Origin of the sequence: Enterobacter cloacae complex sp. I2 (assembly GCF_014896205.1) — a bacterium.
Taxonomy (GTDB): Bacteria; Pseudomonadota; Gammaproteobacteria; order Enterobacterales; family Enterobacteriaceae; genus Enterobacter; species Enterobacter quasihormaechei.
Window position 1 is genome coordinate 37,194 of record NZ_JADBRA010000003.1, and the last position, 25,458, is coordinate 62,651.

20 protein-coding genes are annotated in these 25,458 nt (G+C 55.3%); 9 read left to right on the top strand and 11 right to left on the bottom strand.

Annotated elements, in window-relative coordinates:
• Positions 1-155 precede the first annotated feature (155 nt).
• The 3 genes from ompF to pncB all read right to left on the bottom strand — a co-directional run bounded on the left by ompF (position 156) and on the right by pncB (position 4,591).
• A complete protein-coding gene (ompF, locus tag IM300_RS03165) occupies positions 156-1,214 on the bottom strand; it encodes a porin OmpF (RefSeq protein ID WP_305047246.1) in 1,059 nt (352 codons plus the stop codon).
• A gap of 606 nt (positions 1,215-1,820) precedes the next feature.
• Positions 1,821-3,221 (bottom strand): asparagine--tRNA ligase, encoded by a 1,401-nt coding sequence (gene asnS, locus IM300_RS03170; protein WP_003858191.1) that lies wholly within the window; start codon positions 3,219-3,221, stop codon positions 1,821-1,823.
• A 167-nt stretch (positions 3,222-3,388) separates the two neighbouring features.
• The gene (gene pncB / locus IM300_RS03175) at positions 3,389-4,591 is read right to left on the bottom strand and encodes a nicotinate phosphoribosyltransferase (RefSeq protein WP_193035278.1); all 1,203 of its coding nucleotides are present in this window, start codon (positions 4,589-4,591) and stop codon (positions 3,389-3,391) included.
• A 254-nt stretch (positions 4,592-4,845) separates the two neighbouring features.
• Between pncB and pepN the strand changes: the two genes are divergently transcribed.
• The gene (gene pepN / locus IM300_RS03180) at positions 4,846-7,458 is read left to right on the top strand and encodes an aminopeptidase N (protein WP_193035280.1); all 2,613 of its coding nucleotides are present in this window, start codon (positions 4,846-4,848) and stop codon (positions 7,456-7,458) included.
• Positions 7,459-7,547: 89 nt separating this feature from the next.
• Here the strand turns inward: pepN and ssuB are convergent, their stop codons facing one another.
• From ssuB to ssuE, 5 genes are read right to left on the bottom strand one after another with little or no spacing between them, the layout of a single operon-like run.
• Positions 7,548-8,318: an aliphatic sulfonates ABC transporter ATP-binding protein gene (gene ssuB / locus IM300_RS03185; RefSeq protein WP_193035282.1), complete on the bottom strand. Its 771-nt coding sequence runs from the start codon at positions 8,316-8,318 to the stop codon at positions 7,548-7,550.
• Entirely contained in the window at positions 8,315-9,106 is a 792-nt protein-coding gene (gene ssuC / locus IM300_RS03190; protein ID WP_193035284.1) for an aliphatic sulfonate ABC transporter permease SsuC, read from the bottom strand. The genes ssuB and ssuC overlap by 4 nt, the downstream gene beginning before the upstream one ends.
• 9 nt (positions 9,107-9,115) lie before the next feature.
• Positions 9,116-10,261 carry an FMNH2-dependent alkanesulfonate monooxygenase gene (ssuD, locus tag IM300_RS03195; protein ID WP_193035286.1) on the bottom strand — a complete coding sequence of 382 codons (1,146 nt, stop codon included), beginning with the start codon at positions 10,259-10,261 and terminating at the stop codon, positions 9,116-9,118.
• A complete protein-coding gene (locus IM300_RS03200) occupies positions 10,258-11,220 on the bottom strand; it encodes a sulfonate ABC transporter substrate-binding protein (RefSeq protein WP_193035288.1) in 963 nt (320 codons plus the stop codon). The genes ssuD and IM300_RS03200 overlap by 4 nt, the downstream gene beginning before the upstream one ends.
• On the bottom strand, positions 11,213-11,788 hold the full coding sequence (gene ssuE, locus IM300_RS03205; RefSeq protein ID WP_063449145.1) for an NADPH-dependent FMN reductase: 576 nt from the start codon (positions 11,786-11,788) through the stop codon (positions 11,213-11,215). The genes IM300_RS03200 and ssuE overlap by 8 nt, the downstream gene beginning before the upstream one ends.
• Before the next feature lie 249 nt (positions 11,789-12,037).
• Here ssuE and pyrD point away from each other — a divergent pair, with 249 nt between their 5' ends.
• Positions 12,038-13,048 (top strand): quinone-dependent dihydroorotate dehydrogenase, encoded by a 1,011-nt coding sequence (gene pyrD, locus IM300_RS03210; protein ID WP_063866295.1) that lies wholly within the window; start codon positions 12,038-12,040, stop codon positions 13,046-13,048.
• 166 nt (positions 13,049-13,214) lie between these two features.
• The gene (gene zapC / locus IM300_RS03215; RefSeq protein WP_193035290.1) at positions 13,215-13,757 is read left to right on the top strand and encodes a cell division protein ZapC; all 543 of its coding nucleotides are present in this window, start codon (positions 13,215-13,217) and stop codon (positions 13,755-13,757) included.
• Here the strand turns inward: zapC and IM300_RS03220 are convergent.
• Positions 13,754-14,863 (bottom strand): YcbX family protein, encoded by a 1,110-nt coding sequence (locus IM300_RS03220; protein WP_193035292.1) that lies wholly within the window; start codon positions 14,861-14,863, stop codon positions 13,754-13,756. The two genes, zapC and IM300_RS03220, sit on opposite strands and share 4 nt — an antisense overlap.
• A gap of 97 nt (positions 14,864-14,960) precedes the next feature.
• Between IM300_RS03220 and rlmKL the strand changes: the two genes are divergently transcribed.
• From rlmKL to rmf, 6 genes are all read left to right on the top strand, one after another.
• Entirely contained in the window at positions 14,961-17,069 is a 2,109-nt protein-coding gene (gene rlmKL / locus IM300_RS03225; protein ID WP_131637226.1) for a bifunctional 23S rRNA (guanine(2069)-N(7))-methyltransferase RlmK/23S rRNA (guanine(2445)-N(2))-methyltransferase RlmL, read from the top strand.
• Between the two features lie 12 nt (positions 17,070-17,081).
• Positions 17,082-18,989: an ABC transporter ATP-binding protein gene (locus IM300_RS03230; protein ID WP_107535070.1), complete on the top strand. Its 1,908-nt coding sequence runs from the start codon at positions 17,082-17,084 to the stop codon at positions 18,987-18,989.
• Positions 18,990-19,001: 12 nt separating this feature from the next.
• The gene (pqiA, locus tag IM300_RS03235; protein ID WP_063866300.1) at positions 19,002-20,255 is read left to right on the top strand and encodes a membrane integrity-associated transporter subunit PqiA; all 1,254 of its coding nucleotides are present in this window, start codon (positions 19,002-19,004) and stop codon (positions 20,253-20,255) included.
• Between the two features lie 4 nt (positions 20,256-20,259).
• Entirely contained in the window at positions 20,260-21,900 is a 1,641-nt protein-coding gene (gene pqiB / locus IM300_RS03240) for an intermembrane transport protein PqiB (protein WP_063866301.1), read from the top strand.
• Positions 21,897-22,463: a membrane integrity-associated transporter subunit PqiC gene (pqiC, locus tag IM300_RS03245; protein ID WP_112792841.1), complete on the top strand. Its 567-nt coding sequence runs from the start codon at positions 21,897-21,899 to the stop codon at positions 22,461-22,463. The genes pqiB and pqiC overlap by 4 nt, the downstream gene beginning before the upstream one ends.
• Positions 22,464-22,717: 254 nt before the next feature.
• A complete protein-coding gene (gene rmf / locus IM300_RS03250; protein WP_003858162.1) occupies positions 22,718-22,885 on the top strand; it encodes a ribosome modulation factor in 168 nt (55 codons plus the stop codon).
• A gap of 71 nt (positions 22,886-22,956) precedes the next feature.
• Here rmf and fabA read toward each other — a convergent pair whose 3' ends face one another.
• Entirely contained in the window at positions 22,957-23,475 is a 519-nt protein-coding gene (gene fabA / locus IM300_RS03255; RefSeq protein ID WP_000227926.1) for a bifunctional 3-hydroxydecanoyl-ACP dehydratase/trans-2-decenoyl-ACP isomerase, read from the bottom strand.
• Positions 23,476-23,543: 68 nt separating this feature from the next.
• Positions 23,544-25,304 (bottom strand): Lon protease family protein, encoded by a 1,761-nt coding sequence (locus tag IM300_RS03260; RefSeq protein ID WP_193032966.1) that lies wholly within the window; start codon positions 25,302-25,304, stop codon positions 23,544-23,546.
• Positions 25,305-25,458: the final 154 nt, after the last annotated feature.

The following is a 25,458-nucleotide window of genomic DNA, read 5'->3' on the forward strand; positions in this document are numbered from 1 at the left end:
AAATCCGCTATCAGGTTAACGGTAGATTTACAAAATGCCAACCGTTTGCGACGAAAAGCGTGCGGCTTTTCAAAAGTCGCTATTTTTTTCTCTCAGGAATAAAAAAACAGGGCCGAAGCCCTGTTCATTAAGCATATAACAATGAGGTGTGTTGATTAGAACTGGTAAACCAGACCCAGAGCCACGATGTCATCATTGTTGATGCCCAGCTTGTTGTCGTCTTTCAGCTGGTTGATCTGGTAGTCAACATAGGCGGACATGTTTTTGTTGAAGTAGTAGGTCGCACCGATATCGATGTAGTTGATGTAGTCTTCGTCACCGATATTTTCTACGTCTTTCGCTTTAGATTTGTAGTAAGCGATGGACGGACGCAGGCCGAAGTCGAACTGGTACTGAGCCACAACGGAGAAGTCCTGAGATTTGTTAGCGAAACCTCTGTTGCTCAGGCGCGCTGCGTTACGCATTTCGCCGTATACCGCTGCCAGGTAGATGTTGTTCGCGTCGTATTTCAGACCGGTAGCCCACTGCTCAGCTTTGTCGCCTTTACCCCAGTCCAGGGTCTGCTGGTTGTTGGTACGGTCAGCTGCGCCGTAAGCACCCACGATGCCGAAGCCTTCGTAGTCATAGCTCAGAGAGGTCGCCCAGCCGTCGCCGTTAGAACGTACTGCGATATCACGCTCGTTCTTGCCCAGGTACTGAACGCCAAAGTTCAGACCATCAACCAGGCCGAAGAAGTTGCTGTTACGGTAAGTCGCCAGACCACCGGTACGGCCAGAGAAGAAGTTATCGGTTGCGCCGGTGTCACCACCGAACTCAGGCAGCATATCGGTGATGCCGATTGCGTCATAGACCAGGCCGTAGTTACGACCGTAGTCGAAGGAGCCTGCATCGCCGAATTTCAGACCTGCGAATGCCAGACGGGTTTTGTTGCCGTTCTGTGCATCTGCGCCTTCAGAGTTGTTACCCTGGAAGTTGTATTCCCACTGACCATAACCGGTCAGCTGATCGTTGATCTGCGTTTCGCCTTTGAAACCCAGACGCGCGTAAGTGTTGTCGCCATTGCTGCCGTCATTATCAGAGAAGTAATGCAGGCCAACTGCTTTCCCGTAAAGATCTAATTTGTTGCCGTCTTTGTTATAGATTTCAGCAGCGTTTGCTGCACCGGCTACCAGCAGGGCAGGGACTACCACTGCCAGGATATTGCGCTTCATCATTATTTATTACCCTCATTGGTTTTTTTATGACACTCGCCACTGCCGTCAATAAATTCTGTCAATAAATATTTCCGGAACTATTGATGAGAGTTAGGTGTCTTTATGTGTCTGACAGGCATCTTTCCATTCATAGAAGCGTTTCGCTACACTGAAAGTGCTACAATCTTCAAGATTCAGTTACAAAAAGAAAATATGTGTAACTAAATATGTATTTTTGGGAACTTTGTGAAGCACCTCAAATTTCAGCGCAGTCTGGTGAATAAAACATCCGCTTTATTCTTATATATATGATTTCCTTATATTTAATTTAGCTAAAGGCCTTTCCTGTAAACAGAAGTTAAACGGGTCATTTTTTCTTATGATCGGCAAAAGCCATCCAGATGGCTAAGAAATTGATTGTTTTTTGTGCTATCACGTAAGAGTTGCTTTAAGCGCAATAAGAATGGGGTTATTTTTTTGTGGCCAGATGTTTCGTGGAAACAAAACGTAACAGGTAGAGGTTATTGCGGGGTTGTGGTTTAAAGATGCTTACTTTCGACTGACGAAAACTGACGTTGCAGGATAAAATAATGGCCAGCAAGTGCTGGCCATTATTGATGTGGACGGTTAGAAGCTTGCGTTACGCGGCGTGCGTGGGAATGGAATCACATCACGTACGTTCTGAACGCCTGTCACGTAGGCAATCAGACGCTCGAAGCCCAGGCCAAAGCCGGAGTGCGGCACGGTGCCGTAGCGGCGCAGGTCGCGATACCAGCTGTAGTCCGCCGGGTTCAGACCCATCTCCTGCATACGCGCGTCCAGCACGTCCAGACGCTCTTCACGCTGGGAACCACCGATGATTTCGCCGATGCCCGGTGCCAGTACGTCCATCGCAGCAACGGTTTTACCGTCTTCGTTAAGGCGCATATAGAACGCCTTAATGTCTTTCGGATAGTTTTTCACCACAACCGGTGCTTTGAAGTGCTTCTCTGCCAGATAACGTTCGTGCTCGGAGGAGAGATCCACGCCCCAGTAAACCGGGTTCTCGAATTTCTCACCGCATTTTTCCAGGATAGCGACCGCATCGGTGTAGTCTACCTGCGCGAAGTCTGCGGAAACGAAGCGCTCAAGACGGGCGATGGCGTCGTTATCGACACGCTCAGCGAAGAATTTCATGTCGTCTGCGCGCTCTTCGAGAACCGCTTTGAACACGTATTTCAGCATCGCTTCTGCCAGGCCTGCCACGTCATTCAGATCGGCAAAGGCCACTTCCGGCTCCAGCATCCAGAATTCCGCCAAGTGACGGCTGGTGTTGGAGTTTTCCGCACGGAAGGTTGGGCCGAAGGTGTAGATCTTAGACAGCGCACAGGCGTAGGTTTCGCCGTTCAGCTGGCCGGAAACCGTCAGGAAGGCTTCTTTACCAAAGAAGTCTTTGTCGTAATCGACTTTACCTTCCGGCGTACGCGGCAGGTTTTCCATATCCAGCGTTGAAACGCGGAACATTTCACCTGCACCTTCGGTATCAGAAGCCGTGATCAGCGGGGTAGAAACCCAGAAATAACCCTGCTCGTCAAAGAAGCGATGCAGCGCCTGCGCCAGCGTATGACGCACGCGCGCAACCGCACCAATCAGGTTGGTGCGCGGACGCAGGTGCGCGACTTCACGCAGATATTCAATGCTGTGACGCTTTGCAGCCATCGGATAGGTGTCCGGATCTTCAACCCAGCCGGTCACTTCCACCGAGGTCGCCTGAATTTCGTAGCTCTGACCCTGGCCCGGAGAGGCCACCACAACACCGGTGACGATCACGGAACAGCCTGTTGTCAGGTGCAGAACGTCATCATTGTAATTGGGCAGAGAATTATTAATGACGGCCTGTACAGGATCAAAGCAGGAACCGTCATAGACGGCGAGGAAGGAGATGCCAGCTTTAGAATCTCGGCGAGTACGCACCCATCCGCGCACGGTGACCTCCTGGTCAACGGCGACACGGCCCTGGAGTACGTCGGCTACAGGCACAACGCTCATAATATTCTCTCTGTTAATAGTCGGAAAAAATAAACACTTGTCCGCCCTTATTGGGGGGATATCTATGTTACCTGCCATCCGCTATCAGACAAGTAAATTTCACCGTCTTGAGAGAAGAAATAAGAAATAAATAAGAGAAGGGGAGCCATGAAGGCTCCCCGAAGCGGTTAACTGGCTTTTTTGACCTGAGGCAGATCGAAGGCTTTGCGTAATGCGCGAACAAACGCTTTGTCATGGCAGATGGTTTTGCCCGGGCTGTCGGAGAGCTTCGCGACCGGCTTACCGTTACATTCCACCAGTTTTATAACGATGTTCAGCGGTTTCACCTGAGGAATATCGCAGGTTAACCGCGTACCAATCCCAAAACTCAGGTTCACCCGGGAAGAGAAGTGACGATAAAGGTCGATGGCTTTCGCCAGGTCAAGGTTATCGGAGAAGACCAGCACCTTACTCATTGGGTCGATACCCAGCTTTTCGTAATGGGCAATGGCTTTCTCACCCCATTCAACCGGATCCCCGGAATCATGGCGTAACCCCTGGTAGCGTACGGCAAACTCAGGGCCAAAGTCGCGCAGGAACGCGTCCATGGTAATGCAGTCGGTAAGGGCAATACCCAGCCGATCCGGGTATTCATCAAGCCACGCGGCGAGGGCGGCGCGCTGGCTGTTGGCGAGGTCTGGGCTGATCTGCTGGTGCGCCTGGAACCATTCGTGCGCCTGGGTGCCCATCGGCGTTAAATCAAGACGGCGCGCCAGATCGTAGTTACTGGTGCCAACGAACCACGGCTCCTGTTGCAGGCGTCTGACGATGGCTTCCTGGACCTCGCGAGAGAAGCGGCGGCGCGTGCCAAAGTCCATCAGACGGAAGCGGGACATATCCAGCCCTTCGGTCAACTGGTTAAACTCAACGAGTTTATTTTCCAGAGCGGCAACGGCCTGCGTCACACCGGTTTCAGGGGAGCGATAGCGGTGGGCCAGCTCGCTGATCACTGCCAGAAGCGGCACTTCCCACATGATCACTTCGCGCCACGGACCGGTCAGGCGAATGTCCAGCTTGCCGTTATCATTGGTGACGGTGACCTGTTCCGGCTTATAGCGGAAGTCGCGCAGCCAGTTCAGATAGTCCGCTTTAAAGAAAGGCAGGCCAGAAAGCCATTGATATTCGTCATCGGTGAGCGCCAGATGCTGCATGGCATCGACCTGTTCACGAATGGAATCTGCGTAGATACCCAGCAAGTCGTCACCCCGGCAGCGAAATTCCGCCGCAACATGAACATCATGATAGTGGTGAAACACGGCTTGCTGCATATGCAGCTTGTACGCATCGGTATCCAGCAACGTATGCAGAACCGGAGAAGCGAATTGAGTCATAGGTGCGCTGTAGCATCCTCTCACGGGAGCGTTTAGTACAATAAACAACTCCGGAGTATACCCTGTTTAGTGATTTATTGAACCCCGATCACAACATAAGCACACTTTATGGTCGAGAGCATTTCGTGCCCTGTGTTACAAAAATGTAGCTAAAAAGGGCGTTGTGCCTGAAAAGATGAACATTCTGCATAGCGCGTTTTACACAACAGGAATATATTGAATCGTTACTCGACAAACGATGCATAAGGTTTTCTATGACACAACAGCCACAAGCTAAATACCGCCACGACTACCGTGCGCCGGAATACCTGATAAGCGATATCGATCTGACCTTCGACCTGGATGCCACAAAAACCGTCGTGACGGCGGTAAGCCAGGTGACGCGCCAGAGCGCGACAGCCGTGCCGCTGCGTCTGGATGGTGAAGACCTGACGCTGGTTTCCCTGCATATTAATGATGAAGCCTGGTTAGACTATAAAGAAGAAGGCAACCAGCTGGTCATCGACAACCTGCCGGAACGCTTTACGCTGCGCATCGTGAATGAAATCAGCCCCGCCGCCAATACCGCGCTGGAAGGGCTTTACCAGTCAGGCGTGGCCCTGTGTACCCAGTGTGAAGCCGAGGGTTTCCGCCACATTACCTGGTATCTGGATCGTCCGGACGTGCTGGCGCGCTTTACCACTAAAATTATTGCCGACAAAACGCTGTACCCGTACCTGCTCTCCAACGGCAACCGTATTGGCGAAGGGGAACTTGAGAACGGCCGTCACTGGGTGCAGTGGCAGGATCCGTTCCCGAAACCATGCTATCTGTTTGCGCTGGTGGCGGGAGATTTCGATGTTCTGCGCGACACCTTCAAAACGCGTTCTGGCCGTGAAGTCGCGCTGGAGCTGTTCGTTGATCGTGGCAATCTCGACCGCGCGCCGTGGGCAATGACCTCCCTCATTAACTCCATGAAGTGGGATGAAACGCGCTTTGGCCTCGAATATGACCTCGACATTTATATGATCGTGGCTGTCGATTTCTTCAACATGGGCGCGATGGAGAATAAAGGTCTTAACATCTTTAACTCCAAATACGTGCTGGCGCGCACCGATACCGCAACGGATAAAGATTACCTCGATATTGAACGCGTTATCGGCCACGAATATTTCCACAACTGGACCGGGAACCGCGTCACCTGCCGCGACTGGTTCCAGCTGAGTCTGAAAGAGGGCTTAACCGTTTTCCGCGATCAGGAGTTCAGCTCCGATCTGGGATCGCGGGCGGTGAACCGCATCAATAACGTGCGTACCATGCGTGGCCTCCAGTTCGCAGAAGACGCCAGCCCAATGGCGCACCCGATCCGCCCGGATAAAGTCATCGAGATGAATAACTTCTACACCCTGACGGTGTATGAAAAAGGCGCTGAAATTATCCGCATGATCCACACCCTGCTGGGTGAAGAGAACTTCCAGAAAGGGATGCAGCTCTACTTTGAACGCCACGACGGCAGTGCGGCCACCTGCGACGATTTCGTCCAGGCGATGGAAGACGCATCTAACGTGGATCTCTCGCACTTCCGCCGCTGGTACAGCCAGGCCGGCACGCCGATTGTGACCGTCAAAGACGACTACAACCCGGAAACCGAGCAGTACACGCTGACCATCAGCCAGCGCACGCCGCCTACGGCCGAGCAGGAAGAGAAATATCCGCTTCACATTCCGTTCAGCGTGGAGCTGTACGACAACGAAGGCAACGTGATCCCGTTACAGAAGGGCGGTCATCCGGTACACAACGTACTGAATGTGACCCAGGCAGAGCAGACCTTTATCTTCGATAACGTCTACTTCCAGCCCGTGCCAGCACTGCTGTGCGAGTTTTCCGCGCCGGTTAAACTCGAGTACAAGTGGAGCGATCAGCAGCTGACGTTCCTGATGCGTCACGCGCGCAACGATTTCTCGCGCTGGGATGCGGCACAAAGCCTGCTGGCGACCTACATCAAGCTGAACGTGAACCGTTACCAGCAGGGCCAGCCGTTGACGCTACCGGTTCATGTGGCAGACGCCTTCCGTGCCATCCTGCTGGATGAGAAAATTGACCCGGCGCTGGCGGCTGAAATTTTGACGCTGCCGTCCGCGACTGAAATCGCCGAGCTGTTTGACATCATCGATCCGATTGCGATCGTGGCGGTGCGCGAAGCGCTGACCCGCACGCTGGCGACCGAGCTGGCGGACGAGTTCCTGGCGATTTACAACGCCAACAAGCTGGACGCGTACCGCGTGGAGCATGCGGATATCGGCAAGCGTACCCTGCGCAATACCTGCCTGCGCTATCTGGCGTTTGGTGAGTCAGAGCTGGCGAACACGCTGGTGAGCAAGCAGTACCATGAGGCCGATAACATGACGGATGCGCTGGCCGCACTGGCTGCAAGCGTTGCTGCCGAGCTGCCATGCCGCGATGCGCTGATGCAGGAGTACGACGACAGGTGGCATCAGGATGGTCTGGTAATGGACAAGTGGTTCATCCTTCAGGCCACCAGCCCGGCAGCCGATGTGCTCAGCAACGTACGCAGCCTGCTGAAGCACCGTTCGTTCACCATAAGCAACCCGAACCGCGTCCGCTCGCTGATTGGCGCGTTTGCCAGCAGCAACCCGGCCGCGTTCCACGCCGAAGACGGCAGCGGATATCAGTTCATGGTTGAAATGCTGACCGAGCTGAACAGCCGTAATCCGCAGGTGGCGTCTCGTCTGATTGAGCCGCTGATCCGCCTGAAACGCTACGATGCACAGCGCCAGGCGAAAATGCGCGCCGCGCTTGAGCAGCTGAAAGGGCTGGAAAACCTGTCTGGCGATCTGTACGAGAAGATTGCGAAGGCGCTGGCCTGATATAAAAAAAGCCCGGTGGCGCTACGCTTACCGGGCCTGCGTGGAGTAGCGGGACATCGGTTTTCTCCCTCTCCCTGTGGGAGAGGGCATCAGGCATTAGCCTTAATCAATGCCCGTTCACTCACTCCACGTTTTATCACTCTATCCAGCACTTCCGCCTCCAGCTCCGCCAGTCTCGCTGACCCCACCCGGCGAGGGCGTTGAATATCCACCATCAGATCCAGACCGATTTTTCCCTCTTCTATTAACAGCACCCGGTCGGCCATCGCCACGGCTTCGCTGACGTCATGCGTCACCAGCAGCACCGTAAAGCCGTGCGCCTTCCAGAGCGATTCAATCAAATCCTGCATCTCGATCCGCGTCAGGGCGTCGAGGGCGCCGAGCGGTTCATCAAGCAGCAACAGGCCCGGACGATGAATCAGCGCGCGCGCCAGCGCCACGCGCTGCTTCTGTCCTCCCGACAGTGCGGCGGGCCACTCTCCCGCACGATTCTCCAGCCCGACCGCGGCGAGTGCCTGTCGGGCTTCCTCCTGCCAGCTGCCCTTCAGGCCCAGCCCGACGTTATCCATCACCGTTTTCCACGGCAGCAGACGCGCGTCCTGAAACATCATGCGCGTATCATCCTGAATAGTGGCCAGCGGCGTCGTGCCCGCCAGAATGTCGCCGCCGTTGGGGGCTTCCAGCCCGGCTAAAAGACGCAGCAGGGTACTTTTGCCGCCACCGCTGCGTCCGACAACGGCCACAAACTGTCCGGCAGGGATATGCAGATCCAGTGCATTCAGAATGGTGTTTTCGCCGTAGCGTTTGGTCACGCCGTTCAGCAGTAACGGTGTCCCCTGGTTCAGTCGTGCAGTATTCATGCTTTCGCCTCCTGAGCGGTATAGGCCGGGTTCCAGCGCAGCCAGCTACGTTCCAGCCACTGGGCGCTGACGTCCGCCAGTTTGCCGAGCAGGGCATAAAGGATAATGGCAACCACCACCACGTCCGTTTGCAGGAACTCGCGGGCGTTCATCGCCAGATAACCAATGCCGGAGTTTGCCGAAATGGTTTCCGCCACGATCAGGGTGAGCCACATCAGGCCGAGCGCAAAACGTACGCCGACCATAATGGAGGGCAGGGCGCCCGGCAGGATCACGTGGGTAAACAGAGCAAAACCCGACAGGCCATAGCTGCGGGCCATCTCAACCAGCCCGCGATCGATATTGCGGATCCCATGCCAGGTATTGATATAAATCGGGAACAACGTCCCCAGCGCCACGAGGAAGATTTTGGCGCTCTCGTCAATGCCAAACCACAGGATAACCAGCGGGATCAGCGCCAGATGCGGCACGTTACGCAGCATCTGAACGGAGGTGTCCAGCAGCCGCTCGCCCCAGCGGGACAGGCCGCTGATGAGCCCCAGGGTCAGGCCGATGCTGCCGCCAATCGAAAAGCCGATGACGGCACGCCAGGAGCTGATAGCCAGATGCTGCCACAGCTCACCGCTGGCGCTGAGCGACCAGAACGCTTCCACAACGCCTTCCGGCGAGGGCAAAATGCGGCTCGACAGCCAGCCGGTTGACGACGCCAGCTGCCAGACGAGGACAATGCCGACGGGCAGAAACCACGGCGCGGCGCGCAGCAGCCATTTTTGTGCGAATACAGACATGGCGGCTCCTTAGCTTTGCGCGAGTTTTCTCGGGATAAACGCGTTCGCCACGGCTTCACCCTGCAACTGAAGCTGACGCGGCTGCGGAATTTCCGGGATAGCGACATCCAGATGCGGGAACAGCAGTTCACCCACCTTGTACGCCTCTTCCAGATGCGGATAGCCGGAGAGGATAAAGCTGTCGATTCCCAGCTCTGCATATTCATTAATGCGTGCCGCCACGGTTGGACCGTCGCCCACCAGCGCCGTACCGGCGCCGCCGCGCACCAGTCCCACACCGGCCCACAGGTTTGGGCTGATCTCCAGATTCTCGCGCTTGCCGTTGTGCAGGGAGGCCATTCGGTGCTGGCCTACGGAGTCGGTTTTGGCAAAGGCGGCCTGTGCTTTGGCGATGGTGTCGTCGTCCAGATGAGCGATCAGACGGTCTGCGGCTTGCCAGGCCTCGTCGTTGGTTTCGCGTACAATCACATGCAGGCGAATACCGAAGCGTACCGTACGACCATGTTCTGCGGCTTTAGCGCGTACCTGGGCAATTTTCTCTTTAACCAGCTCCGGCGGCTCGCCCCAGGTCAGATAGAGATCGACCTGCTCGGCCGCCAGCGCCTGCGCCACGTCAGACGATCCGCCGAAATAGAGGGGAGGGCGCGGCTGCTGTACCGGCGGGAAGTAGAGCTTCGCATCGCGAACGTGGATATGTTTTCCTTCGAAGGTAACGGTTTCCCCTTCCAGCAGACGCCGCCAGACGCGGGTGAACTCTGCGGAAGCTTCATAACGCTCGGTATGATCGAGGAAGACGCCGTCGCCCGCCAGCTCCTGCGGATCGCTGCCCGTCACCAGGTTGAACAGCGCGCGTCCGTTGGACAGCCTGTCCAGCGTTGCCGCCTGGCGCCCCGCGACGGTGGGAGACACTACGCTCGGACGCAAGGCTACCAGGAACTTCAGGCGCTGGGTGACGGGGATCATGGATGCGGCAACCAGCCACGCATCCTCACATGAGCGGCCCGTCGGGATCAGCACCCCGGTAAAACCGATGCGATCTGCCGCCTGGGCGATCTGCTGTAGATAGCCGTGATCGACCGGGCGGGCGCCTTCTTCTGTACCAAGATAGTGTCCATCACCGTGGGTGGGTAAAAACCAGAAAAGATTCAGACTCATGATTTTTTTCCTTCAATGCCAGCGGGTTGCCAGATGCGTTCGCGAATATTCACCTGCTTTGGAACCAGGCGGTTTTGATAAAAGAGATCGGCCGTTTGCTGCTGAAGCGCGGCAACGTGGGCGTTAACCGGCGCAATGGTGGTGGGTGGACGATGGTCAAGATACGTGGCGATCACCGGTTCAGGTAAGCCCATGGTTTTTGCCAGCAACGTGATGCTCTGCTGACGCTGGCTCTGGGTCAGCGCATCGGCCTGGGTAAAGGTATCCAGCACCTGCTGAATAAAGGCGCCATTTTTCTCTGCGTACGGACGTGCCGCCAGGTAGAACGAACCGGTCTGCTTCAGGGTAGTGCCGTCTTTAAGCACCCTTACCCCGCCCTGCAACAGTGCGGCGGAGTAGTACGGATCCCAGATTGCCCAGGCATCGACGTTCTTTTGCTGAAACGCCGCGCGCGCATCGGCAGGCGTCAGGTATACGGGCTGGATATCGGTGAATTTAAGGCCGGCTTCCTGCAACGCGCGCAGCAGCAGGTTGTGCGAGCTGGAACCTTTCTGGAAAGCAACCTTATGGCCTTTAAGATCGGCGACGCTTTTAATATCGCTGTTTTCCGGTACCAGGATCACCTCTGCCTTCGGCTTGGCGGGCTCAACGCCAACGTAAACCAGATCCGCCCCGGCAGCCTGAGCAAAGATAGGCGGGATATCGCCGGTGCTGCCTAAATCAATACTCCCGACGTTCAGCGCCTCCAGCATCTGTGGTCCGGCGGGAAACTCGACCCAGGAAAATGTGGTCTCCGGAAAGCGCGTCTCCAGCAGCGCATGGCTTTTCGCCAGCACCATGCTGACGCTGCCTTTCTGATAACCGATACGCAGGCTCTCCGGCGCGGTCTCCGCCGCCTGAGCCAGTGACGCCATTGCCAGCAGACCTGCCAGCCCGATACGGGTAACGGTTTTAAACATGGGCCACTCCTTGTGATTGATGACTTGCCGCTGCGTGACGATCCCGGCGGTTCAGGGCATGCCAGAAGGTTTCAAGCGCGCCGTCGAGGCGGGTTTGCAGGTTCGGCGTAAAATGCGGTTTATGCTGGTAATCAATCACCTGTGAGTCGTCAGCGAACACGCCATGCAGGATCTCCTGGGCTTTCAGCGCGTTCAGAACCGGCTTAAGGGCATAATCTACCGCCAGCAAATGGGCGACCGTGCCGCCCGTGGCCAGCGGCAGGACGACCTTGCCGTCCAGCGCGCGTTCGGGCAGCAGATCGAGCAGCGTTTTCAGCGCGCCGGAAAAAGAGGCTTTATAAATCGGTGTCGCGACGATCAGCCCGTCAGCACTCTTAAACTGTTCGATCAGGGTTTTCAGCGCCGGGCTGTCAAAACGGGCGTAGAGCAGATCTTCAGGCGCGAAATTGTGTAAATTCCAGTGACACACTTCCACATCCAGAGCATTAAGCTTTTCGCGAGCGTATTCCAGCAGAGCGCTGGAGCGTGAGGGGAAGCGTGGGCTTCCGGCCAGAGTAATGACGCGCATGGTTGCTCCTTATAACTAATTGTTTGCTTTTATCTAACATTCATAACAATTTTCAGGAGTGTGACATTGCGTGGTTATTCCACTAAATGATTTATCCTCAGGATGAATGCTGAAAAATGCATAAGAAGATTGCCGATAAGTAAACGATTGCGTTTTAAACGGCTTTTTTTGCCACAGGTCAATTCCCTTTCCGGGCGGGATCGCACATAATCCCCTCCCGGTTTGCACACCGGGAATCCAGGAGAGTTCATGTACTACCCCTTCGTTCGTAAAGCCCTTTTCCAGCTCGATCCTGAGCGCGCTCATGAATTTACATTTCAGCAGTTACGCCGTATTACAGGAACGCCTCTGGCCGCGCTGGTGCGTCAAAACGTGCCGGAAAAACCCGTTCAGTGCATGGGCCTGACGTTCAAAAATCCACTGGGCCTGGCGGCCGGTCTGGATAAAAATGGCGAATGCATTGATGCACTCGGTGCGATGGGCTTTGGCTCGATCGAAATCGGGACGGTGACGCCGCGCCCGCAGCCGGGAAATGACAAGCCGCGTCTGTTCCGCCTGGTTGAAGCCGAGGGGCTGATCAACCGCATGGGCTTTAATAACCTTGGCGTCGATCGTCTGGTTGAGAACGTAAAAAAAGCCCATTTTGATGGCGTGCTGGGTATTAATATCGGCAAAAATAAAGACACCCCAGTCGAGCAGGGTAAAGATGACTATCTGATTTGTATGGAAAAAGTCTATGCCTATGCGGGTTATATCGCGGTGAATATATCATCGCCTAACACCCCAGGGCTGCGTTCATTACAATATGGCGAAGCGCTCGACGATCTTCTTAGCGCCATTAAAAATAAACAAACGGCGCTACAGGCGATCCACCATAAATATGTCCCGGTCGCGGTTAAGATCGCCCCGGATCTTTCGGTTGAAGAATTGATCCAGGTTGCCGACAGTTTAGTTCGCCATAATATTGACGGTGTGATTGCGACCAATACAACCCTCGACCGTTCCCTCGTTCAGGGAATGAAAAACTGTGACGAAGCGGGTGGATTAAGCGGACGTCCGGTTCAATTAAAGAGCACTGAAATTATTCGCGCACTGTCTGCGGAATTAAAAGGCCAGCTGCCGATTATTGGCGTGGGCGGCATTGATTCTGTCATTGCTGCACGTGAGAAGATGGCGGCTGGTGCATCACTGGTGCAAATTTATTCCGGCTTTATTTTCAAAGGGCCGCCGTTGATTAAAGAAATCGTCACGCATATCTAATCTTTTCTCTTAATCAGACAACCAGGGCTTTATTTCCAGCCCTGGTTGTTTTATATTCCGTCATTGTTGCTTATTTAGACATTATAGTCTTTTATTACTAGTGTTATAAGCGAAGCGGCAAACAGGACATTTTTAGTACAGGACGTTTTGGGGACGGGAGAGAAACATGCGAATTAAACCTGACGATAACTGGCGCTGGTATTTTTGTGAAGAGCATGACCGCATGATGCTCGACTTAGCCAATGGCATGTTGTTTCGTTCTCGTTTTGCGCGCCGAATGTTAACCCCAGACGCGTTTGCTCCTTCAGGCTTTTGCGTTGACGACGCTGCGCTCTATTTCTCTTTCGAAGAAAAATGCCGCGACTTCGATCTCTCCAAAGAACAGCGCGCTGAACTGGTTTTAAATGCGCTGGTGGCGATCCGTTTCCTGAAACCACAAATGCCGAAAAGCTGGCATTTCCTCGCGCACGGCATGAGCTGGAACCCGGCTACCGGCGATGCGGCAAGCGTCAATCTGAGCGATACCGAAGAAGAAGTGAATTTGCTGGTGGTTGAACCCGGTGAAAACGCCGCGCTCTGCCTGCTAGCCCAACCCGGCGTGACCATTGCCGGGCGAGTGATGCAGTTAGGCGACGCCATCAAAGTGATGAATGACAGGCTGAAGCCACAGCTGCGCGTGGATGCCTTCAGCCTCGAACAGGCGGTTTAAGCTTCGAGCTGTACGCTCGTTTTTGGCACACAGCTACAGCACAGTATCGTGCCGTCATTGCCAATCGCAGATTTCTTCAGGGCATTCACTTCACCATCGACCAGTTTAATGCGACAGCATCCGCAGATCCCCGCGCGACAGGAATACGGTACGCGGATCCCTGCCTGCTCCAGCTGCTCCAGTAGCACCTGCTGATTATTGCCACGAATGACCTTGCCTTCCCAGTGAATATCCACCGCAGCGGCGACGTTTGTCTCAGGGGCGGCCATTTCATCTTGCTGGCCTGCGCCGTACATTCGTGCAGGCCCGCGAGTCAGAATTTCGACCTCGTCGCCCACGCGGATCACGCCGCTTGAACGGGGGATCAGGTTCTGGCCGAAGTCGACATCACCGTTATCCTGCGCGGTACGAAATGACTGCAACGTTTTCAGCGGTTCGCCGGAAGGGTGTTTCTGGCCTTTCTCCGGGCTGACGGTGGTGAAAATACAGCGGCTGCACGGCTTCACGACATCAAAAATAACGCTGCCGATGCGGATGACTTTCCAGGTATCTTCATCCCAGGCGTCCGCGCCGGTCACCACCAGATTTGGGCGGAACTGCTCCATCTGCACGCTGGCTTTGCAGCGGCGCTGTAAGTCGCGCAGCGAGGCCTCGCTGGTCAGCAGGAAGGGAAATCCATCCGCGAAGGAGAGGGGAACCGCGTCGTGGCGTTTTACGCGACGGGTCAGCGCGGGTCCAACCCAGCGCAGCTGAACGTCGCGGGAGAAAAAGCCGCTCAGCCACTGGTTTATAGCGTCCGGCGCGATGCGCGCGGTAAAATGATTCCCCCACACTTCCGTTGGCGCATCGACGGGCGCAAAATCAGCAAAGCGGACAACCACGCTTGAGCCGTCCGGCGCGGTCAAATGCAAACCGTCATGAAGCGGGGAAGGGGTAAAGCGAACCATCTGCGGGAACTGGCGCGCGGTGATGAACGTACCGTCAGGCTCGGTGACCATAAAAATGCGATCGAAGGCGAAGCCGCTCATATCGGCCAGCGCGTGGGTCACGCCGATGCCGCGCATGGATTTCACCGGATGAATAAAAAGCCTGGATAACGTCGCCACTGCACACTCCCGCTAAAGAAATAAGCCTTCAACTTTATGACATACACGCCATATTAGCTATAATGCGCGACAATTTTCTATGAGTAAAAGTGACGATATGAATTCTCTGTTTGCCAGTACGGCCCGTGGGCTGGAAGAGCTGTTAAAAACTGAACTGGAAGGCCTGGGCGCGAAAGAGTGCCAGGTGGTTCAGGGTGGTGTCCATTTTGAGGGCGACACGCGGCTTATTTACCAGAGCCTGATGTGGAGCCGTCTGGCGTCGCGCATCATGCTGCCGATGAAAGAGTGCAAGGTCTACAGCGATCTTGATCTCTACACCGGCGTACAGATGATCGACTGGACAGAGATCTTCACGCCGGATGCCACCTTTGCGGTGCATTTCAACGGCGTCAACGACGAGATCCGCAACAGCCAGTACGGTGCCCTGCGCGTCAAAGACGCCATTGTGGACTGCTTCACGCGTCGTAATAAAGAACGTCCGAACGTTGACCGCGAAAACCCGGATCTGCGCATCAACGTCTGGCTTAACGGCGACACGGCGAGCATCTCCCTGGATCTGAGCGGGGCGGGCCTGCATCTGCGAGGCTACCGCGATCGCACCGGCATGGCGCCAATCAAAGAGACCCTGGCCGCCGCGATCGTGATGCGCTCCGGCTGGCAGCCAGGTACGCCGCTGCTCGATCCCATGTGCGGTTCCGGTACGCTGCTGATTGAGGCCGCGATGCTGGCCACCGACCGTGCGCCAGGGTTGCATCGTGGACAGTGGGGCTTCAAAGGCTGGGCGCAGCACGATGAAGCCATCTGGAAAGAGGTTAAAGACGACGCGCAGACCCGCGCGCGTAAAGGGCTGGCGGAGTACACGTCTCACTTTTACGGTTCGGACAGCGACGCGCGGGTAATTGAGCGCGCGCGCAGCAACGCCCGTCGTGCCGGGATCGGTGAGCTGGTGACCTTTGACGTTAAGGATGTGGCGAACCTGACCAATCCGCTGCCAAAAGGCCCGTACGGTACCGTTATCAGCAACCCGCCGTACGGTGAGCGTCTGGGCAGCGAGCCGGCGCTGATTGCCCTGCACAGCCTGCTGGGGCGCAACATGAAGGCGCATTTCGGCGGCTGGAATCTTTCTCTGTTTAGCGCCTCGCCGGAACTGCTGAGCTGCCTGCAACTGCGTGCAGATCGCCAGTTCAAGGCGAAAAACGGCCCGCTGGACTGCGTACAGAAAAACTACCATCTGGCAGAGATTGCGGCGGACAGCAAACCGTCCGGCGTGGCGGAAGACTACGCCAACCGCCTGCGCAAGAATCTGAAGAAATTTGAGAAGTGGGCGAAGCAGGAAGGCATTGAATGTTATCGCCTGTACGACGCTGATCTGCCGGAATACAACGTGGCGGTTGACCGCTATGCGGACTGGGTGGTGGTTCAGGAATACGCTCCACCGAAAACCATCGATGCGCAAAAAGCGCGCCAGCGTATGCTGGACGTGATTGCGGCCACCATCGCCGTACTCGGCATTTCGCCTAACAAGCTGGTGCTGAAAACCCGCGAGCGTCAGAAAGGCAAAAACCAATATCAGAAGATGGGCGAGAAGGGCGACTTCATCGAAGTGGGCGAATATAACGCTCGCCTGTGGGTAAACCTGACCGACTACCTTGATACCGGCCTGTTCCTTGACCACCGTATCGCCCGCCGTATGCTGGGCCAGATGAGCAAGGGCAAAGACTTCCTGAACCTGTTCTCCTATACCGGCAGCGCCAGCGTTCATGCGGGGCTTGGCGGGGCGCGTAGCACCACCACGGTAGATATGTCCCGTACCTATCTGGAGTGGGCAGAGCGCAACCTGCGTCTTAACGGCTTAACCGGTCGACAGCATCGCCTGCTACAGGCCGACGTGCTGGGCTGGCTGCGTGACACCGACGAGCAGTTCGATCTGATCTTCATCGATCCGCCAACCTTCTCTAACTCCAAGCGTATGGAGGATAGCTTTGATGTTCAACGCGATCACCTGCGCCTGATGACCGACCTGAAGCGTCTGCTGCGTAAAGGCGGCACCATTATGTTCTCGAACAACAAGCGCGGATTCCGCATGGATCACGACGGCCTGGCCGAACTGGGACTGAAAGCACAAGAAATCAGCCAAAAAACGCTGTCTCAGGACTTTGCCCGTAACCGTCAAATTCATAACTGCTGGCTGATCTCCGCGGTCTGAAAGGAAAAATAAATGTCTTTAATTAGTATGCATGGCGCGTGGCTCTCGTTCAGCGACGCACCGCTTCTCGATAATGCAGAGCTGCATATCGAAGATAACGAGCGCGTCTGTCTGGTGGGCCGTAACGGTGCGGGTAAATCGACGCTGATGAAAATCCTCAACCGTGAGCAGGGGCTGGATGATGGCCGTATTGTTTACGAGCAGGATCTGATCGTCTCTCGCCTGCAACAGGATCCGCCGCGTAACGTTACCGGCAGCGTGTACGATTTCGTGGCCGAAGGGATTTCAGAGCAGGCGGAATACCTCAAGCGCTACCACGAGATTTCGCATCTGGTGATGACCGATCCAAGCGACAAGAATCTCAACGAGCTGGCAAAAGTGCAGGAGATGCTCGATCACCACGGCCTGTGGCAGCTGGAAAACCGCATTAACGAAGTGCTGGCTCAGCTTGGCCTGGAAGCGGATATGGAGCTGTCGGCGCTCTCCGGCGGCTGGCTGCGTAAAGCCGCGCTGGGACGTGCCCTGGTGAGCGGGCCTAAGGTGCTGCTGCTGGACGAACCGACGAACCACCTGGATATCGAAGCGATTGACTGGCTGGAAGGGTTCCTGAAAACTTTTAACGGCACCATTATCTTCATCTCCCATGACCGTTCGTTCATCCGCAACATGGCCACGCGCATTGTCGACCTCGACCGCGGCAAGCTGGTGACCTATCCGGGTGACTACGATACTTATCTGCTGGAAAAAGAAGAGAACCTGCGCGTCGAAGAGCTGCAAAACGCCGAATTCGACCGCAAGCTGGCGCAGGAAGAGGTCTGGATCCGTCAGGGCATCAAGGCGCGTCGTACCCGTAACGAAGGCCGCGTTCGTGCCCTGAAGGCGATGCGTCGCGAACGTAGCGAGCGCCGCGAAGTCATGGGCAGCGCCAAAATGCAGGTTGAAGAGGCGTCCCGCTCGGGCAAGATTGTCTTCGAAATGGAGAACGTGAATTATTCGGTTGACGGCAAAGTGCTGGTGAACGATTTCTCCGCTCAGGTTCAGCGCGGCGACAAAATTGCGCTTATCGGTCCAAACGGCTGCGGCAAAACCACGCTGTTGAAACTGATGCTGGGCCAGTTGCAGGCCGACAGCGGTCGCATTCACTGCGGTACTAAACTGGAAGTGGCGTACTTCGACCAGCACCGCGCAGAGCTGGATCCGGACCGTACGGTGATGGATAACCTCGCAGAAGGGAAACAGGAGGTGATGGTTAACGGCAAGCCGCGTCACGTGCTGGGCTACCTTCAGGACTTCCTGTTCCATCCGAAACGCGCCCTGACGCCCGTGCGCGCGCTGTCCGGCGGTGAGCGTAACCGTCTTTTGCTGGCGCGCCTGTTCTTGAAACCCAGTAACTTACTGATTCTCGATGAACCGACGAACGATCTGGATGTCGAAACGCTGGAACTGCTGGAAGAGTTGATTGATGGTTATCAGGGAACCGTGATGCTGGTCAGCCACGATCGTCAGTTTGTCGATAACACCGTGACCGAGTGCTGGATCTTCGAAGGTGAAGGACGCATCGGACAATATGTGGGCGGCTATCATGACGCGCGTGGTCAGCAAGCGCAGTCGCTGGTGCAAAAACAGGCGAAGACTAAAAATGTCGCTGAACCTGCTGTTGCAAAAGCAGAAACCGCCAAAAAATCTCCAGCTAAAATGAGCTATAACTTGCAGCGCGAGCTGGAAGGGCTGCCGCAGCGTCTGGAAGAACTGGAAGCGGCGCTGGAAGCACTGCAAATTCAGGTCGCGGATGCGTCATTCTTTACGCAGCCTCACGACTATACTCAGAAAGTATTGGCTGAACTCTCCCAGGCCGAGCAGGCGCTGGAAGAAGCTTTTGAGCGCTGGGAGTACCTTGAGTCTCTGAAAAACGGCGCATAACAGGGATAATCTATGTGTGACCAGCACCGTGCCGATCGGCATATATTATGCTCGCAATGCGATATGCTCGTGGCGTTGCCAGAGCTTGGTCACGGACATAAGGCTGCCTGCCCGCGCTGCGGAGCTACGCTGACGACCGAATGGGACGCGCCAAGGCAGCGTCCTACGGCTTACGCGCTGGCAGCCCTGTTCATGTTACTGCTCTCCAATCTCTTCCCTTTCATCTCTATGAAAGTGGGCGGGATGACAAGCCAGGTGGATTTACTGGAAATTCCAGGCGTGATGTTCTCGGAAGATTACGCCAGCCTCGGCACCTTCTTTCTTCTGTTCGTTCAGATAGTCCCGGCTTTTTGCCTGGTGGTCATTCTTTTGCTGGTCAACCGCGTCAGGATGCCTACCGCCCTTAAAATTAAACTCGCGCGCATCCTGTTCCAGCTGAAAAGCTGGGGGATGGCAGAAATTTTTCTGGCAGGTATCCTCGTCAGCTTCGTGAAGCTGATGGCCTACGGTGACGTTGGGATTGGCAGCAGCTTTATTCCGTGGTGTCTGTATTGCGTGCTGCAACTGCGCGCGTTCCAGTGCGTGGACCGACGCTGGGCCTGGGACGATATCGCCCCGGCCCCGACGCTCTCGCGGACGGTAAAGGTGGGCGTACCGGGTATCCGTCAGGGGCTTCGCTCCTGCTCCTGCTGCACCGCCGTGCTGCCAGCGGAGGTCGAGGTGTGTCCGCGCTGTGAAACAAAAGGTCACGTGCGGCGTAAAAATAGTCTGCAATGGACCATGGCGCTGCTGGTGACCTCCATCATGCTCTATCTGCCCGCCAATATATTGCCAATCATGATCACCGATCTGCTTGGCGACAGAATGCCCTCGACCATCCTTGCCGGGGTGATTTTACTGTGGAGCGAGGGATCATACCCTGTTGCAGGGGTTATATTTCTCGCCAGTATTATGGTTCCGACCTTGAAGATGATTGCCATTGCCTGGCTTTGCTGGGATGCGAAAGGGCACGGTAAGCGTGACAGTGAGCGTATGCATCTGATTTATGAGGTCGTGGAATTTGTTGGCCGCTGGTCGATGATTGACGTGTTCGTGATTGCGGTTCTCTCTGCGCTGGTGCGTATGGGAGGGCTGATGAGTATTTATCCCGCTATGGGAGCGCTGATGTTTGCGTTGGTCGTCATTATGACCATGTTTGCGGCCATGACCTTCGACCCTCGTTTATCGTGGGATCGTGAGCCCGATTCAAGCCATGAGGAAGAGTAAGAGCATGGAAAATAAGAGTGGAGAGGCTAAAGTGCAGAAGGTCAGAAACTGGTCGCCGGTGTGGATTTTCCCCATCGTGACCGCGCTGATCGGTGCATGGATCCTGTTTTATCATTACAGCCATCAGGGACCGGAAGTGACGCTCATCACCACCAATGCAGAGGGGATTGAGGGCGGGAAAACCACCATCAAGAGCCGCAGCGTGGATGTGGGCGTCGTCGAAAGCGCGACCCTGACGGATGATTTAACCCATGTTGAAATCAAGGCCCGCCTGAATGCCGGCATGGAAAAACTGCTTCATGAAGATTCCGTTTTTTGGGTGGTGAAACCTCAGGTCGGAAGAGAAGGCATCAGCGGTTTAGGGACGCTGCTTTCAGGGGCTTACATTGAACTCCAGCCCGGCAGCAAAGGTACCCAGCCAGCAGACTATCAGCTGCTGGATTCACCGCCGCTTGCGCCGCCGGATGCAAAAGGGATCCGCGTTATTCTGGACAGCAAAAAAGCGGGTCAGCTCTCGCCGGGCGATCCGGTGCTGTTCCGTGGGTATCGCGTCGGTTCGGTTGAAACAAGCACCTTCGATCCGCAAAAACGGACCATCAGCTATCAGCTTTTTATCAATGCGCCTAATGACCGCCTGGTGACCAGCAACGTTCGCTTCTGGAAAGACAGCGGGATCGCGGTGGATCTGACCTCTGCGGGTATGCGCGTTGAAATGGGCTCGCTCACCACGCTGTTTGGCGGGGGCGTCAGTTTCGATGTGCCGGAAGGCATGGATCTCGGACAACCGGTGGCGGAGAAAACCGCCTTCAGGCTGTTTGACGATCAAAAAAGTATTCAGGATGCGCTCTATACCGATCACATTGACTACCTGATGTTCTTTAAGGACTCCGTACGCGGCTTGCAGCCAGGGGCGCCAGTCGAGTTCCGCGGTATCCGTCTGGGGACTGTGGGACAAGTGCCTTACTTTGTTCCGGGCCTTAAGCAGATGCTTGATGATGATTATCGAATTCCGGTGCTGATCCGCATTGAACCTGAGCGTTTGATTAACCAGATAGGTGAGGATCAGGATATCGGGGAGCACATCAGCGACCTGCTGAACCGCGGCCTGCGCGGCTCGCTGAAAACCGGCAACCTGGTGACAGGGGCGCTGTATGTGGATATGGACTTCTATCCTAAAGCGCCTGCCATGACGGGTATCCGCGAATTTGGCGGCTACAAAATCATTCCTACGGTCAGCAGTGGTCTGGCGCAGATCCAACAGCGTCTGATGGAAACGCTGGATAAGATTAATAATCTGCCGTTGAATCCTATGCTTGAAGCCGCGACGGGTTCACTGCATCAGAGCCAGGCGACGATGCAACGCCTGCAAACCACGCTGGATAATATCAACAAGATCACTGCTAACCAGTCCATGCAGCAGCTGCCGCAGGATATGCAGAAAACCTTGCGCGAGCTGAACCGCAGCATGCAGGGCTTCCAGCCGGGCTCGGCGGCCTACAACAAGATGGTGGCGGATATGCAACGTCTTGATCAGGTTTTACGCGAGCTACAGCCCGTTCTGAAAACGCTCAATGAAAAGAGCAACGCGCTGGTGTTTGAAGCGAAAGATAAAAAGGATCCTGAGCCTAAGAGGGCGAAACAATGAAAAAATGGCTAATCATCGTGGGCGCACTGGTATTAACGGCCTGTAGTTCCGGAAGCGACAACAAAAGCTACTACCAGTTGCCGCTAAGCGCGCAGCCGGGTGCGCAGAGCAGCACCTCGCAGGGCAGTCGTCTGCTGTGGGTTGAACAGGTTGCCGTGCCGGATTATCTGGCGGGCAATGGGGTGGTCTACCAGACCAGCGATGTGCAGTACGTTATCGCCAACAATAACCTGTGGGCCAGCCCGCTGGATCAGCAGCTTCGCAATACGCTGGTGGCGAACCTGAGCAGCCAGCTTCCTGGTTGGGTAGTCGCCTCACAGCCTCTGGGAAGCGATCAGGACACGCTGAATGTTAACGTGACGGGGTTCCACGGCCGCTATGACGGCGCCGTGGTTATCAGCGGAGAGTGGCTGTTGAATCATCAGGGACAGCTGATGAAGCGTCCTTTCCATCTGGAGCTTAAGCAGCAGAAAGATGGCTATGACGAAATGGTGAAAGTACTGGCACAGGGATGGGCACAGGAGTCGGCAGCCATTGCCAGAGAGATTTCCCGTCTGCCATAAGTAAAATTCATCGACAAAAGCCGCACTCAGCGACGCGCTGATGGCGGCTTTTTTTTCTTTTTGCGTTCAGGCTGTTACTTGTGCCGCATCACATTTTTTGTACAAACGATCTTCCATGTAGCTCACAAATATGACACCCGTATGAATTTTGAACGTTGACGCTGAAGCTGATTCGGGGTATTCGTTAACTGTGCTTGCACATATTGCAACCACTGTTTTCTTTCCACCAGACAAAAGAATGAGGGAAACGAGGCATGAAGAGACAGAAACGAGATCGCCTGGAAAGGGCTCATCAACGTGGTTATCAGGCTGGCATCGCCGGACGTTCTAAAGAAATGTGTCCCTATCAGGCCCTGAATCAAAGGTCCCAATGGCTAGGGGGCTGGCGAGAAGCCATCGGAGACAGGGCAGTACTTGCCTGATACCGTCTCTTTAAAAAGAAACCTCCGCAATGCGGAGGTTTCGCCTTTCTGGGAGGCGCTAAAAGCCGTTATCAGAAAGCAGAGGTATCCTGGAACAGACCCACTTTCAGATCATTTGCGGTATAGATCAGACGACCATCTACCAGCACTTCGCCATCCGCCAGGCCCATGATCAGACGGCGGTTAACGATACGCTTGAAGTGGATGCGGTAGGTGACTTTCTTCGCGGTAGGCAGAACCTGACCGGTAAATTTCACTTCGCCTACGCCCAGCGCGCGGCCTTTGCCTTCACCGCCAAGCCAGCCCAGATAGAAGCCTACCAGCTGCCACATGGCATCGAGGCCCAGGCAGCCAGGCATTACCGGATCGCCAATAAAGTGGCAACCGAAGAACCACAGGTCCGGGTTGATATCGAGTTCTGCTTCTACGTAACCCTTATCAAAGTTGCCGCCGGTTTCGGTCATTTTCACGACACGGTCCATCATCAGCATATTTGGGGCTGGTAACTGCGGGCCTTTCGCGCCAAACAGTTCACCGCGACCAGAGGCAAGAAGGTCTTCTTTCGTATAGGATTCGCGTTTATCTACCATGTTCTCAGTAAGCCTTATTTTAGTGAAGCACGCAGGATAGCTAACACGTGTACGCTGAACAAGTCCGATCAGTTTGAACTAAACCAACTTAACCAGCGCAACGGCCACGGATAACGATGACGAGCATCCTGCTGTGTCGCCTGAGCTATACGTTCCTGAATGGTCTGCATCAGGGTTGTCTGGCCTTCGCCGTCCCAGACCAGGTTCGTCAGTAAGGGTAGTGCATCCTCAACGCCTTCGATGGCCCAGACGGTGAATTGTTCCTGCTCTACCGCATCCAGAATCGCCTGGCTCAGGCTCAAATGGCGAGCGTTAGGTGCCGGAATAATCACGCCCTGTTTGCCGTTTAAACCGCGCTGCTGGCAGATAGCAAAGAACCCTTCGATTTTCTCATTCAGTCCGCCTACCGGTTGGGCACGACCAAACTGATCCACGGATCCGGTAATCGCAATGTTCTGGTTAATCGGCACGTCTGCAAGCGCGCTGATCACGGCGCACAGCTCCGCCATGGAGGCGCTGTCGCCGTCGACTTCGCTGTAGGACTGCTCAAAGGTCAAGGAGGCAGAGAAGGGGAGCTGCTGCTCAAGCTGGAGTTCAGACATCAGGAATGCCTGCATGATCATCATGCCTTTAGCATGAATATTTCCGCCCAGTTCCGCCTTGCGTTCGATATCGGTAAATTCGCCGTCACCAATGTGCACCACACAGCTGATGCGGGAAGGCTCGCCGAAGGCGCGCGGGTGTCCAGGGAACTCGATGACGGATAAGGCGTTAATTTGCCCGATACGTTCGCCCTCGGTCTCCACCAGAATCTGTTCCAGCAGAATTTCATCCTGCATACGGTCAGCAAGATAGCCTTCGCGCCATTCGCGCTGGGCCAGCATCTGGCTAAGCTGCTCGCCGGTAAACGTACCGTTGCCGCTGATTACGCCGACTTCACGCAGCTGTTTACCGATCCAGAGCGGGCAGAGCGGCAGGGTTTCCTGATCGCCGGTGTAGCGTACGGCCTCGCGGATTAAGCCAGGCCACGCATCGCTGGCAGGCGAGGGCAGCGCAAAACGTTCCGCCACGGCCATCACCCACTGACACCACTGCGCCATGTCATCGGCATCAGCAATCTGAATATTGTCTTCAAATTCGCTGTAAACAGCCTGCTCCGCGAGTTCTGGCTCCATTTCCTGGAAGTCCGCCAGCGATTCGCGATCGCCCGTCAGCACGACGGTCAGCGACAGCGGCATCGACGGGATGGAGACCGGCAGAGGACGTGAATCGTCGTAGCCTACCCAGTCAAAACGTTGCTGCGTCACTACCGTTTTCAGGCGCATCCACAGCAGCGGCTGCGCAAGCAGCGTACGCAGGGAAATGAGCAGCACGCCGCCGTTCGCGCGGTGTACCAGCCCGGGTTGCAGTGACACCTCGCCATTGAACTGACGAAGGCAGCCGAACAGCTGTTCGGCTTCCGCCCAGCTGGCAGTAATCACTTCGCCTTTGGCAGCGAACAGCCCGTCGGCCTGTGCGGCGGGTTCGAACGTCACGTCGCGTCCGGCAATATGATACTGACCACCAAAAACGGCGTTCGTTTTTGGCTGCAACTGGCGCATGGCATCACCGAGAAGCGTCAGATACTCGGCTTCTTCCGGGGCTTTGAGCAGCATGAAGGGAGATGTGGCCCATGGGGATGACATCTGCTCCAGCGCATAATGCAAACGCGGTTGTGTCTCGCTAAGTATGTATTCGTGTTCTTTTGTGAGGTCTGGCTGTGTAAACAGTTCCTGATAGCTTTCGGTATCCGGAACAAGGTCACGCCATGCAAGTTTCGTAATGGTCAAAGTTGATGTTTTTTAGTCAGAAGTAAAACCGTGGAGTATACCGTAAGCGGCGCACTCTGCCCAATCAGGATTCGGGTTTTCATCATGCGGACTGCCGCAGCGTTTCACAGGATATGATTTCTTTTCAGCAGATTGCTAAAAAACTGATATTCTG